The following is a 13,992-nucleotide window of genomic DNA, read 5'->3' as shown; positions in this document are numbered from 1 at the left end:
TTCCTTACCGAGGCATGCATGAGCACACCTGATAGTCCACAGCAGTCCAAGCCGTTCGACAGCGAACCTCTGTCGTGGGTGATGGTGGAGATCCGTGAGGCGCTGGGGCGCTCGAAAACGGCCCTGTTCGAGGCGGGTGGCCGCGAGCGCGAGGAACGCGCCACGGCCCTGCAGCATGCGCGCTCGCACCTGCACCAGGCGCATGGCGCGCTGGTAATGGTGGACGTGGCTGGCGCCAGCCTGCTGACGGACGGCGCGGAACAGGCGCTGGCGCGCTTGCGCGACGGCAGCCTGGAATATACGCTCGACCATGCGCAAGTCGTCGCCGACCTGTATCAGGCACTGACCGAATACCTGGAAGATCTGGTGGCCGGCACGCCGCCGCAGCCGACGCGTTTGTTCCCCTATTACCGCGACCTGCAAACCATGCTGGGCGCCGAGCGCATCCACCCGGCCGACCTGTTTTTTCCGCCAGCGTCGATGCTGGAAGGGCATGCCATCGCGCTGGCGGAGGCGCCGCCGGCGGCCGATTATCCGGCCTGGCGCGGGCGCTTTGAAAAATCCCTGCTGCCTTTCCTGAAGGCGCAGGATGACGCGGCGCGGCGCCAGCACGCGGGCGAGCTGCACGCCACCTTGACCCTGGTGGCCGACGCGCAGCAGGAGGCGCCGGCGCGCACCTTCTGGTTCGCCATGCAGGTGTTTGCGGGGCTGGCGGCCAGCGGCGAGGGCATGGGCACGCGCAACGTCAAACAGCTGTTTGGCCTGATCAACCTGCAATTGCGCCGCCTGGCGCAGGGCACGGCCAGCCTGCCCGAAGCGATGCTGCGCGACGCCCTGTTCTTCGTCGCCGCGGCGCGCGAGCCGACGCCGCAGGCGCGCCAGCTGCGCGCCGCCTTCGCGCTGGAAGACATGCTGCCCGCCGACGTGGAAGCGCGGCGCTATGGCCAGGTCGATCAGGATGCCTTGCAAGGCGCCCGCGTGGCCCTGGCGCAGGCGCGCGCCAGCTGGAACCGCCTGGCGCAGGCCGACCTCGATCCAGCCCTGGGCACGGATTTCGACGAGTCGCTGCAACAGGTGGCGGCGCATGTGGAGTCCCTCAAGCAGCCGGCCCTGGCCAGCCTGCTGCGCGAATGCGCGGCCGTGGCGCGGCAAGCCGTGGCCAGCGGACGCAGTGCGGCCCTGGAGAATGAAATCGGCATGGCGCTGCTGTTTGCCGACACGGGCCTGGAACAGCTGCGCCGCCTGCCCGACGATTTCGCCGGCAATGCGGAAACCATCGTCGCGCGCCTGCAGGCGCTGCTGGCCGGCGAAGCGCCGCCGCCCATCACGGCGGGCGAGCTGTCGCGCCAGATCGAGCAGGGCCAGACCGTGGCGGCGCTGGCCGAGGACATGAAGACGGGGCTGCGCCAGGTGGAAAAGGTGCTCAATTCTTACTACGCGGATACAGCGGGGACGGGGGCACTCGATGGCGTCGCGCCCGTGCTGGCGCAGTTGCAGCGGCAACTGGCCGGGCTGGGACAGGAAGACGCGCGCGCCGCCGTGCTGCAGGTCGATGCGGCCGTGCGGCAGCTGGCCGGTGGCGACGCCAAGGCGGAGGCCAAGGCCGAGGCGCTCGACGAGATCGCGCAAAACGTCAGCGCGCTGGGCTTTTTTATTGATATGCTGGGCCGTAACGCGCAGGCGGCCAGCGGGCGTTTCCATTTCGATGCGGCCGCCGGCGCCTTCCGCGCCCTGCCCTTTGAAAAAGTCGCGGCCGCCGGCGCCGTGCCCGTGCCCTTGCTCGACCAGGCGCTGGCGCCCGCCGCGCCTGCCGGCATGGAGGCCGCGCCGGCAGTGAGCGATGTCGATGCCGAGATGCTCGACATCTTCATCGCCGAAGCGCGCGAAGTGCTGGCCTTTGTCGACACCACGCTGGCTCTGCCGCGCGAACAAGCCGCCAGCGGCGATCACCTGGCCATGCTGCGCCGTTCGTTCCATACCCTGAAAGGCAGTAGCCGCATGATCGGCCTGGCGCAGTTTGCCGAAGCGGCCGGCGCCATCGAGCGCGTCATGAATACCTGGCTGGCCGAAGCGCGCCCCGTCAGCGACGATCTGTTTACCTTGCTGAATTACGGCTGGTACCAGCTCAGCGAATGGGTGGCCGAACTGGAAGGCGGGGCGGGGCGCGAGCGCGAGGCCGGCATGCTGCTGATGGCGGCCGAGCGCGTGCGCGATGGCGGACCGTTCGAACTGCGCAAGCCTCGCCCGGCATCGGCCGTGCCGGTGGCCAGCAATGGCAATGTGATCGGACTTCCTTTGGCCACGGCGCCCGTCGCGCACGAGGCGCCCGACGATCACCTGAAGCACGTGGGCGAGCTGCGCATCAGCCTTCCCTTGTACAACATCTACCTGGCCGAGACGGATGAATTGCTGCGCGTGCTCACGCGCGACTTCGGCGAGTGGCGCCATGAACAGCGCGCCGTCAGCGCGGAGGCGCTGCAAGCCGTGCATACCCTGGCGGGTACGTCGGGCACGGTCGGCTTCCAGTCGCTGCGCGACCTGGCGCACGCGCTCGAGACGGTGATCGAGACGGTGGTGCCGCCGCTGGCCGGCCTGCGCGCCGGACAGCACGACGTGCTGGAACAGGCCACGCAGCGCATCGGGCACATGCTGCAGGCGTTCGCGCTGGGCGACCTGGCGCCAGCGCAGCCGGACATGATCGAAGCGCTCAATACCCTGTGGCGCGCCCTGACGGCGCCGCCCGGCGAAAGCCAGGAAGAGCGGCTCGACGCCCTGTTCGCGGCAGCTTACGCCAGCATCGTCGGCGCGCCGGCGCAGCCCGCCGAGCCGCTGGCCCAGGTTCCTGCGCCGCAGCTCGAGGCCCTGTTCGAGGCGACGTATGCGAGCATCGTCGCCGATGCGCTGCAGCCGGAGCCTGCCGAAGCACCCGTACCGGCGCCGGTGTACGACGGCGGCGCCAGCGACGATCTGTTCGACGCGGGCTTCGAGCACGCGCCGCCGCTGGAGCATGCGGCGCCGGAAGCACCCGCGCCCGCCATCATGCCGGCCGACGCGGCCGCGCTGCTGGCGGCCAGCGCCGGCATCAGCGATGAACTCGACCTCGATCTGTTGTCCGTCTTCCTGGAGGAGGGCGCCGACCTGCTGCCGCAGATCGGCGAGGCGCTGCGCAGCTGGCAGCAGCAGCCGCACGACAGCGGCCAGGCGCAGATGCTGCTGCGCACCCTGCATACGGTCAAGGGCAGCGCGCGCATGGCCGGCGCCATGCGCCTGGGCCAGCATGCGCATGAAATCGAGACGCATATCGAAAACATGCTGCACGCCGGTACCGCCACGCCGCAGGCCTTCGAGGAATTGCTGGCCCATTACGACCATGCGCTGCACCTGTTCGAGCAGTTGCAGCAGCCCTTGCTGCCCTTGCCTGGGATGGAAGACACGCCGGTCGCCGAACCGAAGGCGGCGCTGGTGCGCGTGCGCGCCGATATCCTCGACCGCCTGGTGAACCAGGCCGGTGAAGTGTCGATCACGCGCTCCAAGATGGAAAATGAAGTCGGTGTGCTGGGCGCTTCCCTGTCCGAGTTTTCCGACAACCTGGCGCGCCTGCGGCGCCAGTTGCGCGAAGTGGAAATGCAGGCCGAATCGCAGATCGCATCGCGCATGGCCGTCGGCAGCGAGCGCGATTTCGATCCGCTCGAATTCGACCGCTTCACGCGCCTGCAGGAACTCACGCGCATGATGGCCGAAAGCGTCAACGACGTGGCGTCCTTCCATGAAAATCTCAGCCACAGCGTCGATGCGGTGACGGACGACCTGGTGCTGCAGGCGCGGCTGACGCGCGAGCTGCAGCGCGACCTGATGCAGATCCGCATGGTGCCGTTTGCCAGTATCGCCGAGCGCCTGTTCCGCGTGGCGCGGCAAAGCGCCAAGGAAGTCGACAAGCGGGTCAATCTCGACATCCGCGGCGGCGGCGTGGAAATCGACCGCAGCGTGCTCGAACGCATGGCCGCGCCCTTCGAGCACCTGCTGCGCAACGCCATCGTGCACGGCGTCGAGCCGCGCGACGCGCGCCTGGCGACGGGCAAGAGCGAGACGGGCGAGCTGCTGGTGCAGGTCAGCCAGCAGGGCAATGAAGTGGCGATCGCCTTTTCCGACGATGGCGCAGGGCTGGACCTGGAGCGCATCCGCGCCAAGGCGCACGGCGCCGGCCTGGTGGCGACGGACGCGCCCTTGACCGACGCGCAGGCGGCCGAGCTGATTTTCACGCCGGGGTTTTCCACCGCCGACAGCCTGACGGAACTGGCCGGGCGCGGTGTCGGCATGGACATCGTGCGCTCCGAAGCGCTGGCCCTGGGCGGGCGCGTGGAAACGCTGACGCAGGCGGGCCTGGGCATGCGCTTCACCATCCACCTGCCGCTGACCCTGGCCGTCACCCAGGTGGTGCTGCTGGCCGCGAACGGCAAGACGTATGCCTTGCCATCGGTGCTGGTGGAGCAGGTGCTGCACCTGAAAGGCGAGCAGCTGGAGCAGGTGCGGGCGGCCGGGCGCATCGAGTCGCACGGCCAGTCGCTGGCGTTGCACCACCTGTCGGCCATGCTGGGCGAGACGCCGGCGGCACAGGCCACGCAGCGCCATGCGCCCGTGCTCCTGCTGAGAAATGGCAATGACAGGCTGGCCTTGCAGGTCGATGACGTGGTGGGCAACCGCGAAGTCGTGGTCAAGCACGTGGGCCCGCAACTGGCGCGCATGCCCGGCATCGCCGGCGCCACGGTGCTGGGCACGGGCGACATCGTGCTGATCCTGAACCCGGTGGCGCTGGCGCAGCACCTGGAGCATCATCCGGAACTGCTGTCGCAGTATGCGCTGGCCAGCAGCGCGCAGCATGCCGCTTCCAGCGCGCTGGCAGTGCCGGCCGTGCGCGTGATGGTGGTCGACGATTCGCTGACGGTGCGCCGCGTGATGCAGCGCCTGTTCGAGCGCGAAGGCTATCAGGTGCTGCTGGCCAAGGATGGCGTCGATGCGCTGGAACAGCTGCAGGCGCTGGAACCGGCCGCCATGCCGGCCCTGCTGCTGGTCGACGTGGAAATGCCGCGCATGGACGGTTTCGACTTGACGCGCAATGTGCGCAGCGATGACAAGACGCGGGCCATCCCCGTCATCATGATCACCTCGCGCAGCGCCGACAAGCACCGCGCGCACGCGTTCGAACTGGGCGTGAATGCGTATTTCGGCAAGCCGTTCCAGGAAACGGAATTGCTGGCGGAAGTGGGGCGCTTGTTGAGCGAATCTTGACCTACGCCACCACCTTCACGACGGCATAGCGCTCCAGCGTCTCCTTGCGCGCCTCGTCGTGCTGCACCAGCGGTTCCGGATAATCGCGTCCCAGTACGATGTTTTTTTGCTCGAGCAGCATGCGCGGCACCAGCCAGGGCGCGTGGATTTCCTTGTCGCCCAGCGCCTTCAGCTGTGGCAGGTAGCGGCGGATGAAGCGCCCGCCGGCATCGAATTTTTCCGACTGCGTGATGGGATTGAAGATGCGGAAGTAGGGCTGCGCGTCGCAACCCGACGACGAAGCCCATTGCCAGCCGCCGTTGTTCGACGCCAGGTCGAAGTCATTCAGGTGCAGCGCGAAATACGCTTCGCCGCGGCGCCAGTCCAGCCCTAAGTCCTTGATCAGGAAGCAGGCCGTGACCATGCGCAGGCGGTTGTGCATATAGCCCGTCTGGTTCAGCTGCGCCATGGCCGCGTCCACCAGCGGATAGCCGGTGCGTCCCTCGCACCAGGCGGCAAAGGCGGCATCGGCCTCGGGACCCGTTTCCCAGGCGATGGCGTCGTAGGCCGGTTTGAAGGCGCCGCCTTCCACGTGCGGGTTCTGGTACAGGATCATGGCGTAGAAATCGCGCCAGATCAGTTCGGCCAGCCACACGGGCGCGCCATCGCCGCCGCCGCCCCGGTCCATCAGGTCGACGATGGTGCGCACCAGGTAGCGCAGCGACACGGTGCCGAAGCGCAGATGCATGGACAGGTAGGACGGTCCCTTCAGGGCGGGGAAATCGCGCGCCACGTCATAGCGGGCCACGCGCGGCAGGAAATCTTCGAACAGCTTGCTGGCGCCCGACATGCCGGTGGGAATGGCCAGCTCGGCCAGGTTGCTGGCCTCGAAGCCCAGCTCGCCCAGGGTGGGCAGGGGCGCCGGCGCGGCGCTGCGCGGCGGCGCCAGGCTGGCCGCGTGCGGCTCGATGGCGAACGGCGCCAGGCAGGCGGGTTCGGCGCGCATTTTCTTCAGCCAGGCATTCTTGTACGGCGTGTAGACGGTGTACGGCTTGGCCGAGAGCGTCAGCAACTCGTCTTTTTCAAAGATCACCTGATCCTTGAAGCTGAACCACAGGCGCGCGTCTTCCGTCAGCGCGGCGGCCACGCTGGCGTCGCGCGCGATCGCTTGTGGTTCGTAGTCGTGGTTGGCGAAGACGGCGTCGGCGTTCAGCTCGGCGGCAAGGCGCGGGATGGCCTCGGCGGCGTCCGCGTGCAGCACGATCAGGTCGCCGCCCAGCTGGCGCAATTCGCCGGCCAGCTCGGCCACGCTGGCATGGATGAAGTCGACCCGCCGGTCGCGGCGCGGCAGGGCTGCCAGGATGGCGGTGTCGTATACAAAGACGCAATGCACGGCCTGGCTCTGGCGCAGGGCGTGATGCAGTGCAGCATGATCAAACGCGCGCAGGTCGCGCCGGAACCACACCAGGGAAGTCTTGATTGTCATTATTTCGCGTGTTCAGGGTCAAGGATAGGCTATTTTTTGCCGCCAACAGGGCTTTATGGCCGCTTGCATCGCGCCTTTGGCGTCGCTGCGGCGGCAATTCAGTGTAAACTACCGGGTATGTTCGCGGTGCTTTATGTGCGACCGCGATTTTGCAATCAATTTTACAATTGGCGTTGCAATGCGCCTGCAGGCAACGCGAATTGATTATTAATTTATAACATAACAAGAATAGCGCCTGGCAACACGATTCTCGCCGCCCGACATGCGCGGCAGGAGGTGTCAGGCGTACGATAGCGGGGTAAGCGAGACTTGCCAGCAAGCCCACAGAGAGAGCATCGCGTATGAAAAAGAGTAAAATCGACCAGACTCTACCAGGACATCGTTTGATGCAGGGTGTGGGAGAACCGGCCGCGACCGGTTCCTCCACCCTGAATCTGGCCAACCATTTCCTCATTGCGATGCCGGCCATGCAAGATCCGATCTTTGGCGGCACGGTCGTCTACGTGTGTGAACACAATGAAAACGGCGTGCTGGGCGTCGTCATCAACAAACCCACCGACATGACCATGGAAGTGCTGTTCGACCGCATCGACCTGAAACTGGCGGCCGGCAGCGACACGCCCATCATCAACGAACCGATCATGTTCGGCGGCCCGGTGCAGGACGACCGCGGCTTCGTGCTGCACACGCCGGGCGCGCGCTATTCCTCGTCGCTGACGGTCACCGATGAAGTGGCGTTTACCACCTCGATCGACGTGCTCGAAGCCGTCGCCAAGGGCGATGGTCCCGAGCGCATGCTCGTCTCGATCGGCTACTCGGGCTGGAGCCCGGGCCAGCTGGAAGACGAGATCGGCCGCAACGGCTGGCTGACGGTGGGCGCCTCGGCCGACATCCTGTTCGATTTCCCCATCGAGCAGCGCTACGTGGCGGCCATCAAGCTGCTCGGCATCGATCCACTCATGCTGGCATCGGAAGCCGGACACGCATGAGGTGGTTGCCATAAACCTACTGCGCAGCCCACTTTCGGGCATCCGTTGCTCGCTGTACCTTCGTACAGCTCCGCTACTCAACCCGACATTGAGCTTGCTCGCTACGGTTTCTGGCACCACCTATGTTGATCTTTATTATGGAAAAATGCTGTGACGAGTGACGCCATCGACACCATCCTCGCCTTCGATTTCGGCTTGAAACGCATCGGCGTGGCCATCGGCAATACCATGATTTGCCAGGCCAAGCCGCTCAGCGTGATCACGGCGACGGCGAACGAACCGAAGTTTGCCGCCATCGATAGCCTGATCAAGGAGTGGGGCGCGAGCCGCATCGTGGTAGGCCTGCCCAGCCATCCGGACGGCACCGAACACGAGATGAGCGCGCGCTGCCGTCGTTTCGCCAACCAGGTGCATGGCCGCTTCAACCTGCCGGTGGAACTGGTCGACGAGCGCTACTCATCGGCCGTCATCGCCGCCAAGCGCGGTGAAGTCATCGACGACCGCGCCGCCGCCGTCATCCTGCAACAGTATTTCGACGCGAATTATTAATCTGACCTTAGACTCCCTCCCTGAATGATCAAGAACCCTATGCCGCATCCTGCGAATCCTTCCCAACTCGACGCCGAGGCCCTGTATGCGGTCTTGCTGCAGCAAGTGCAGAGCGGCCTGGCGGGCATCCCCAACGTGGCCATCGTCGGTATCCATTCGGGCGGCGCCTGGCTGGCCGAACGCCTGGCGCGCGACCTGAACCTGCTCGACCGCCTGGGCGTGCTCGACGTCTCGTTCTACCGCGACGACTTCGCCCAGAAGGGCCTGCATGCCGACGTCAAGCCGACGCAAATCAGCTTCGACGTGGCCGGCGCCACCATCCTGCTGGTCGACGACGTGCTGTACACGGGTCGCACCACGCGCGCGGCCATCAATGAACTGTTCGACTACGGCCGTCCGGCGAAGATCATGCTGGCTGCCCTGGTCGACCGCGGCGAACGCCAGTTGCCGGTGGCCGCCGATTTCGTGGCCGCCTTCACTGCCGTGCCGGCCGGCCAGGCCCTGGTCCTGAAGCAAGCCGACGATGGAAAATTCACGCTCACCATAGATACCCACCATGCTTAATCCGCAACTGAATAAACACGGCGAACTGCAACATCTGCTGACGATTGAAGGCTTGCCGAAGTCTATCGTCAACCACATCCTCGATACCGCTTCCTCGTTCGTCGGCATCTCCGACCGCGATGTGAAAAAAGTGCCGCTGATGCGCGGCAAGAGCGTTTTCAACCTGTTCTTTGAAAACTCCACGCGCACCCGCACCACCTTCGAGATCGCGTCAAAAAGGCTGTCGGCCGACGTCATCAACCTGAACATCCAGGCGTCGTCGGCCAGCAAGGGCGAGTCCCTGCTCGACACCATCGACAACCTGTCGGCCATGCACGCCGACATGTTCGTCGTGCGCCATGCGCAGTCGGGCGCGCCCTACCTGATCGCCAAGCACCTGATCGACACCAGGCAGCCGCACGTCCACGTCGTCAACGCCGGCGACGGACGCCATGCGCACCCGACCCAGGGCTTGCTCGACATGTACACGATCCGCCACTACAAGAAGGATTTCACCAATCTGACGGTGGCCATCGTGGGCGACATCCTGCACAGCCGCGTGGCCCGTTCCGACATCCACGCGCTGACCACCCTGGGCGTGCCGGAAGTGCGCGCCATCGGCCCGCACACCCTGCTGCCGGGCGGCCTGGAACAGATGGGCGTGCGCACCTTCACCAACATGGATGAAGGCTTGAAAGGCGTGGACGTGATCATCATGCTGCGCCTGCAGAATGAACGCATGAGCGGCGCGCTGCTGCCGTCGGCACAGGAGTATTTCAAGAGCTACGGCTTGACGCCCGAGCGCCTGGCGCTGGCGAAACCGGACGCCATCGTCATGCATCCGGGCCCGATGAACCGCGGCGTGGAGATCGATTCGGCCGTGGCCGACGGTCCGCAGGCGGTGATCCTGCCGCAGGTGACGTTCGGTATCGCCGTGCGCATGGCGGTGATGAGTATTTTGGCTGGTAATCAGGGCTGATAGCCCAAGGACGAGTAAGCGAGCATGACGACACTACATATCAAGAATGGCCACCTGATCGACCCTGCCAACGGCATCGATGGCTTGCAAGACCTGTTTATCGCCGACGGCAAGGTGCTGGCCGTGGGCAGCGCCCCCGCCGGTTTCACCGCCGACACGACGTTCGACGCGGCCGGCCTGGTGGTTTCCCCCGGCCTGGTCGACCTGTCCGCGCGCCTGCGCGAGCCGGGCTATGAATACAAGGCGACCCTGGAGTCGGAATTGCAGGCGGCCCTGCAAGGCGGCGTCACGAGCCTCGTGTGCCCGCCCGACACCGACCCCGTGTTGGACGAGCCGGGCCTGGTGGAAATGTTGAAATACCGCGCCAAGACGCAGAACAAGGCGCACGTGCACCCGCTGGGCGCGCTGACCATGGGGCTGAAAGGCCAGTCGCTGACGGAGATGGCCGAACTGACGGAAGCGGGCTGCATCGGCTTCGCGCAGGCGGAAGAGCCGATCGAAGACACCACCGTGCTGCTGCGCGCGATGCAGTACGCGAACACCTTCGGCTACACCGTCTGGCTGCGCCCGCAGGATCCGCACATCGGCCGCGGCGGCATCGCCCACAGCGGCCCGCTGGCGTCGCGCCTGGGCCTGTCCGGCGTGCCCGTGATGTCCGAAACCATCGCCCTGCACACGATCTTCGAATTGATGCGCGCCAGCCGCGCGCGCGTGCACCTGTGCCGCATCTCTTCGGCGGCGGGTCTGGAACTGATCCGCGCGGCGAAAGCCGAAGGCTTGCCCGTCACCTGCGACGTGGGTGTGCACCATGTGCACCTGACGGACGCCGACATCGGCTTCTTCGATCCGAACGCGAGGGTCACGCCGCCGTTCCGCAGTCAGCGCGACCGCGATGCGATCCGCGCCGGCCTGCTCGACGGCACGGTCGACGCCATGTGTTCGGACCACACGCCGGTCGACGACGATGAAAAACTGCTGCCGTTCGGCGAAGCGTCGCCTGGCGCCACGGGCCTGGAATTGCTGCTGTCGCTGGCCCTGAAATGGGCCGACGACTATGCGCTGGCGCAGCCGCAGGCGGGCGCCCGTCCGCTGGCGCGCGCCGTGGCCAAGGTCACGTCCGACGCGGCCCGCGTGGCCGGCATCCCGGCCGGCAGCCTGGCCGTGGGCGAGGCGGCCGACATCTGCGTCTTCGATCCCGCCGCGCGCTGGACCGTGTCGTCGGCCTCGCTGGCCAGCCAGGGCAAGCACACGCCTTTCCTCGGCTATGAGCTGAGCGGCATCGTCAAGGCGACCATCGTGGCTGGACAGGTGGCGTTCCAGCGTTAAAAAATCAGATCCATGGACCGGGGCAGACTGCCCCGGCATCCCTTGTCTGCTCCCGGATTTCGGTTCTGGTTTATTTGTTGGTGTGATTTGAAACTTCTGCTTACCTACCGCCTCGCGCGCATCGCCATTCACCTGAGCTGCGGCATGGCCAAGAGCGCCGTACTCTTTCCCTGGCTGGACCTGGAAGGCCGCAACCGGCGCATCCGCCGCTGGTCGACGCAGCTGCTCGACATCTGCGGCGTGCATGTGGCGCAGCCGGCCGACAGCGTGCCGGCCCTCGACCATGCGATGGTGGTGGCGAACCACGTGTCGTGGCTCGACATCTTCGTCATCAACGCCGTCCACCCCTGCCGTTTCGTCGCCAAGGCGGAAATCCGCGCCTGGCCGATCCTGGGCTGGCTGGCGGGACGCGCCGGCACCATCTTCATTTCGCGCGGCAGCAAGCGCGACCTGCGCCTGATTTTCCAGGGCCTGGTGGATAAGTTGACGGCGGGCGAGCGCATCGCGTTCTTCCCCGAAGGCACGACCGCCGCGCAGGGGCAGATTTTGCCGTTTCACGCGAATCTGTTCGAGGCGGCCATTGACGCGCAAGTGCCGGTGCAGCCGTTCGCGCTCGTGTATGTGGATGACAAGGGAGCGTTGCATCACGCCGTCGACTTCATCGGCGAGATGAGTTTTGCGCAAAGCATGGTGGCGATCCTGAGCGGTCCGCCGATCACGGCGCGCCTGACCTGTCTGGCGCCCATGGCGACCCCGGACGCGCACCGGCGTGAGCTGGCGGCGGCAACGCAGGCGGCCGTGGCCGCCGCGCTGCCGCTGGAAAAGAGCACCTAGCTTTTGACGTGCAGCCAGCGCGCATGCGCGGCGCGGGCCAGGTAGTCGAGGATGAAACCGAGTATGCCGATCAGCACGATGGCGGCCATCAGTTCCGAATACGCGAGGCGGTCGCGCGTGTCGAGGATGAAGTAACCGAGGCCGGCCGAGACGCCCAGCATTTCCGCTGGCACCAGCACGATCCAGATGATGCCGATGGCCAGGCGCACGCCCGTCAGGATATCGGCCGTGATGCCCGGCAAAATCACCTTGAAGACGATCTCGCTGCGCGTGGCCGACAGGCTGCGCGCCAGCAGCAGCCAGTTCGGGTCGAGCCGCGCCACGCCGGCCGCCGTATTGAGCAAAATCGGCCAGACGGCCGCAAATGCCAGCAGGAAGTACACGGGCGCGTCGCCGACACCGAGCACCATCACGGCGATCGGCATCCACGACAGCGGTGAAATCATGCGCAGCAGCTGGAACAGCGGCATGGCCGCGCCGGAAAAGCTTTTCGACATGGCCACCAGCACGCCCAGCGGCACGCCGATGACGATGGCCAGCCCCAGGCCCACGGCCACCCGTTGCAGGCTCAATACCACGTGCAGCCAGATATCCGAACCGCCCACCATCTCCTGGAACGCCAGCGCCGTGGGCAAGGGTGCGAAGGCGGTGGCGATGGGCGTGGATTTCTCCAGCGCCGTCACGCCCATGGACCACAGCAGCAAGGCACAGGCCAGCCCCACCAGGGGCAGGCCGAACTTCGTGAACAACTTGCGCGTCATCGTCAGACCGCCACGGTTTCGCTGCGCAGCAGGTTGGCCGGCAAGCCGAAGGCGGCAGGGCCGCCGACTGCCGTGATGGCCTTGCGCACGAAGCGGTCATCGACCAGGTCGCGCGCGGCGAACTTCGGATCGAGCTTGGCCAGGAAGCGCGTGTCGCCTTCCACCTTGGTACGGCCGATGGCGCGCACCAGCTCTTCCGTGTACGAGGCAAATGGATACGGCTGGAAGTCGATGCGGCGCTGCTGCCAGTTCTTGTGCACGATCAGGCCCTGCTTTTCATAGCCGGCGTAATCGGTGGTGGCCAGCACCTTGGTCAGCACTTGCAGCGGATGCGGCGTGTAGCGGTGCTCGCCCACGTTCGACAGCAGCTTGGCCGTGTCGACCTGGTTCGAACGCGTCCACAGCTGCGCCTTGACGATGGCGTTGGTGACTTTCTGCGCCCATTCGGGACGCGTGTCGATGTCGCGCTCGGACAGGAAGGTGACACAGCACGCATGGTTTTTCCACACGTCGCCCGAGAAGCGCAGGATCTTGCCGATGCCGGCGTTTTCCGCCGCCGCATTGAACGGTTCGGCCACGATGTAGCCGGCGATGGACTTGCTGGCCAGGGCCGAGACCATTTCGGCCGGCGCCAGCACGATCAGGTTGACTTCATTCGGCTTGATGGCCGCGTTGCGCGCGCGCGTGACCGGCGTCAGGCCATTCGATGACAGTATCTGCTGCAGCAGGATGTTGTGGATCGAGTACCAGAACGGGATGGCGACCGTGCGCCCGCCCAGGTCGGAGACCTTGTTGATCTCGTTGGCCACCGTCAGCGCGGAACCGTTGACGTGGTTCCAGGCGACGACCTTGGCGGGGAACTTGGCGCCGTAGCGCACCCACAGGGTGGCCGGCGACAGCAGGTGGATGACGTTGACCTGGCCGGCGACGAAGGCTTCGATGATTTGCGCCCAGCTGCGGAACAGGCGCGGCGTTTCCGCCTGCAGTCCCTCCGCTTCGAACAGCTTGCGGGCGTGGGCGACCAGCAGCGGGGTGGCGTCGGTGATCGGCAGGTAGCCGATTTTCACGGGCTGGTCGTCGCCTTTCGGACCTTGCTGGGCCATGGCGTCGCCGGCGAACAGCAGCGGCGAGGCGACGCTGGCCGTGGCCAGGGCCGACATGCGCAGGAAGTCGCGCCGCGTCAGGCCGCAATCGCAATCGGACGAGGCGCAGATGTGCAGGGGTTTGTTGTGATCTTCGAATGTCATGGGAAAGTTCCGG

The 13,992-nt window shown here is 66.1% G+C and carries 10 protein-coding genes; 7 read left to right on the top strand and 3 right to left on the bottom strand.

Features of this window, described 5'->3' with window-relative positions:
• The first annotated feature begins 18 nt into the window (after positions 1-18).
• Entirely contained in the window at positions 19-5,286 is a 5,268-nt protein-coding gene (locus tag J0O65_RS20310; protein ID WP_215409031.1) for a hybrid sensor histidine kinase/response regulator, read from the top strand.
• Position 5,287: 1 nt separating this feature from the next.
• Here the strand turns inward: J0O65_RS20310 and J0O65_RS20305 are convergent, their stop codons facing one another.
• The gene (locus tag J0O65_RS20305) at positions 5,288-6,751 is read right to left on the bottom strand and encodes a cryptochrome/photolyase family protein (RefSeq protein WP_215409030.1); all 1,464 of its coding nucleotides are present in this window, start codon (positions 6,749-6,751) and stop codon (positions 5,288-5,290) included.
• A 386-nt stretch (positions 6,752-7,137) separates the two neighbouring features.
• Here J0O65_RS20305 and J0O65_RS20300 point away from each other — a divergent pair, with 386 nt between their 5' ends.
• The 6 genes from J0O65_RS20300 to J0O65_RS20275 all read left to right on the top strand — a co-directional run bounded on the left by J0O65_RS20300 (position 7,138) and on the right by J0O65_RS20275 (position 11,971).
• Complete coding sequence (locus J0O65_RS20300; protein ID WP_034746689.1) at positions 7,138-7,740, top strand: YqgE/AlgH family protein; 603 nt, start codon at positions 7,138-7,140, stop codon at positions 7,738-7,740.
• Positions 7,741-7,905: 165 nt separating this feature from the next.
• A complete protein-coding gene (gene ruvX / locus J0O65_RS20295; protein WP_099668368.1) occupies positions 7,906-8,289 on the top strand; it encodes a Holliday junction resolvase RuvX in 384 nt (127 codons plus the stop codon).
• A 39-nt stretch (positions 8,290-8,328) separates the two neighbouring features.
• Positions 8,329-8,853 (top strand): bifunctional pyr operon transcriptional regulator/uracil phosphoribosyltransferase PyrR, encoded by a 525-nt coding sequence (gene pyrR / locus J0O65_RS20290; RefSeq protein ID WP_215409029.1) that lies wholly within the window; start codon positions 8,329-8,331, stop codon positions 8,851-8,853.
• The gene (locus tag J0O65_RS20285; RefSeq protein WP_034780223.1) at positions 8,846-9,811 is read left to right on the top strand and encodes an aspartate carbamoyltransferase catalytic subunit; all 966 of its coding nucleotides are present in this window, start codon (positions 8,846-8,848) and stop codon (positions 9,809-9,811) included. Before pyrR ends, J0O65_RS20285 begins: the two co-directional genes overlap by 8 nt.
• Positions 9,812-9,835: 24 nt before the next feature.
• The gene (locus tag J0O65_RS20280; protein WP_215409028.1) at positions 9,836-11,137 is read left to right on the top strand and encodes a dihydroorotase; all 1,302 of its coding nucleotides are present in this window, start codon (positions 9,836-9,838) and stop codon (positions 11,135-11,137) included.
• A gap of 87 nt (positions 11,138-11,224) precedes the next feature.
• Positions 11,225-11,971 carry a lysophospholipid acyltransferase family protein gene (locus tag J0O65_RS20275; protein ID WP_215409027.1) on the top strand — a complete coding sequence of 249 codons (747 nt, stop codon included), beginning with the start codon at positions 11,225-11,227 and terminating at the stop codon, positions 11,969-11,971.
• On the opposite strand, the gene J0O65_RS20270 is transcribed toward J0O65_RS20275, so the two are convergent.
• Positions 11,968-12,732 (bottom strand): ABC transporter permease, encoded by a 765-nt coding sequence (locus tag J0O65_RS20270; protein WP_215409026.1) that lies wholly within the window; start codon positions 12,730-12,732, stop codon positions 11,968-11,970. The two genes, J0O65_RS20275 and J0O65_RS20270, sit on opposite strands and share 4 nt — an antisense overlap.
• Positions 12,733-12,734: 2 nt before the next feature.
• Positions 12,735-13,979, bottom strand: a complete 1,245-nt coding sequence (locus tag J0O65_RS20265; protein ID WP_215409025.1) for an ABC transporter substrate-binding protein — start codon at positions 13,977-13,979, stop codon at positions 12,735-12,737.
• Positions 13,980-13,992 lie beyond the last annotated feature (13 nt).

Origin of the sequence: Janthinobacterium sp. JC611, assembly GCF_018682595.1 — a bacterium.
In the GTDB taxonomy this organism is placed as follows: Bacteria; Pseudomonadota; Gammaproteobacteria; order Burkholderiales; family Burkholderiaceae_D; genus Janthinobacterium.
This window is presented reverse-complemented; position numbering and strand designations above follow the sequence as displayed.

What these genes read in the sequence shown, in the direction of transcription:
- J0O65_RS20310 (WP_215409031.1), top strand. Translation starts at nt 19, where the DNA reads ATGAGCACACCTGATAGTCCACAGCAGTCCAAGCCGTTCGACAGCGAA.
- J0O65_RS20305 (WP_215409030.1), bottom strand. Translation starts at nt 6,751, where the DNA reads ATGACAATCAAGACTTCCCTGGTGTGGTTCCGGCGCGACCTGCGCGCG.
- J0O65_RS20300 (WP_034746689.1), top strand. Translation starts at nt 7,138, where the DNA reads ATGCAGGGTGTGGGAGAACCGGCCGCGACCGGTTCCTCCACCCTGAAT.
- pyrR (WP_215409029.1), top strand. Translation starts at nt 8,329, where the DNA reads ATGCCGCATCCTGCGAATCCTTCCCAACTCGACGCCGAGGCCCTGTAT.
- J0O65_RS20285 (WP_034780223.1), top strand. Translation starts at nt 8,846, where the DNA reads ATGCTTAATCCGCAACTGAATAAACACGGCGAACTGCAACATCTGCTG.
- J0O65_RS20280 (WP_215409028.1), top strand. Translation starts at nt 9,836, where the DNA reads ATGACGACACTACATATCAAGAATGGCCACCTGATCGACCCTGCCAAC.
- J0O65_RS20270 (WP_215409026.1), bottom strand. Translation starts at nt 12,732, where the DNA reads ATGACGCGCAAGTTGTTCACGAAGTTCGGCCTGCCCCTGGTGGGGCTG.
- J0O65_RS20265 (WP_215409025.1), bottom strand. Translation starts at nt 13,979, where the DNA reads ATGACATTCGAAGATCACAACAAACCCCTGCACATCTGCGCCTCGTCC.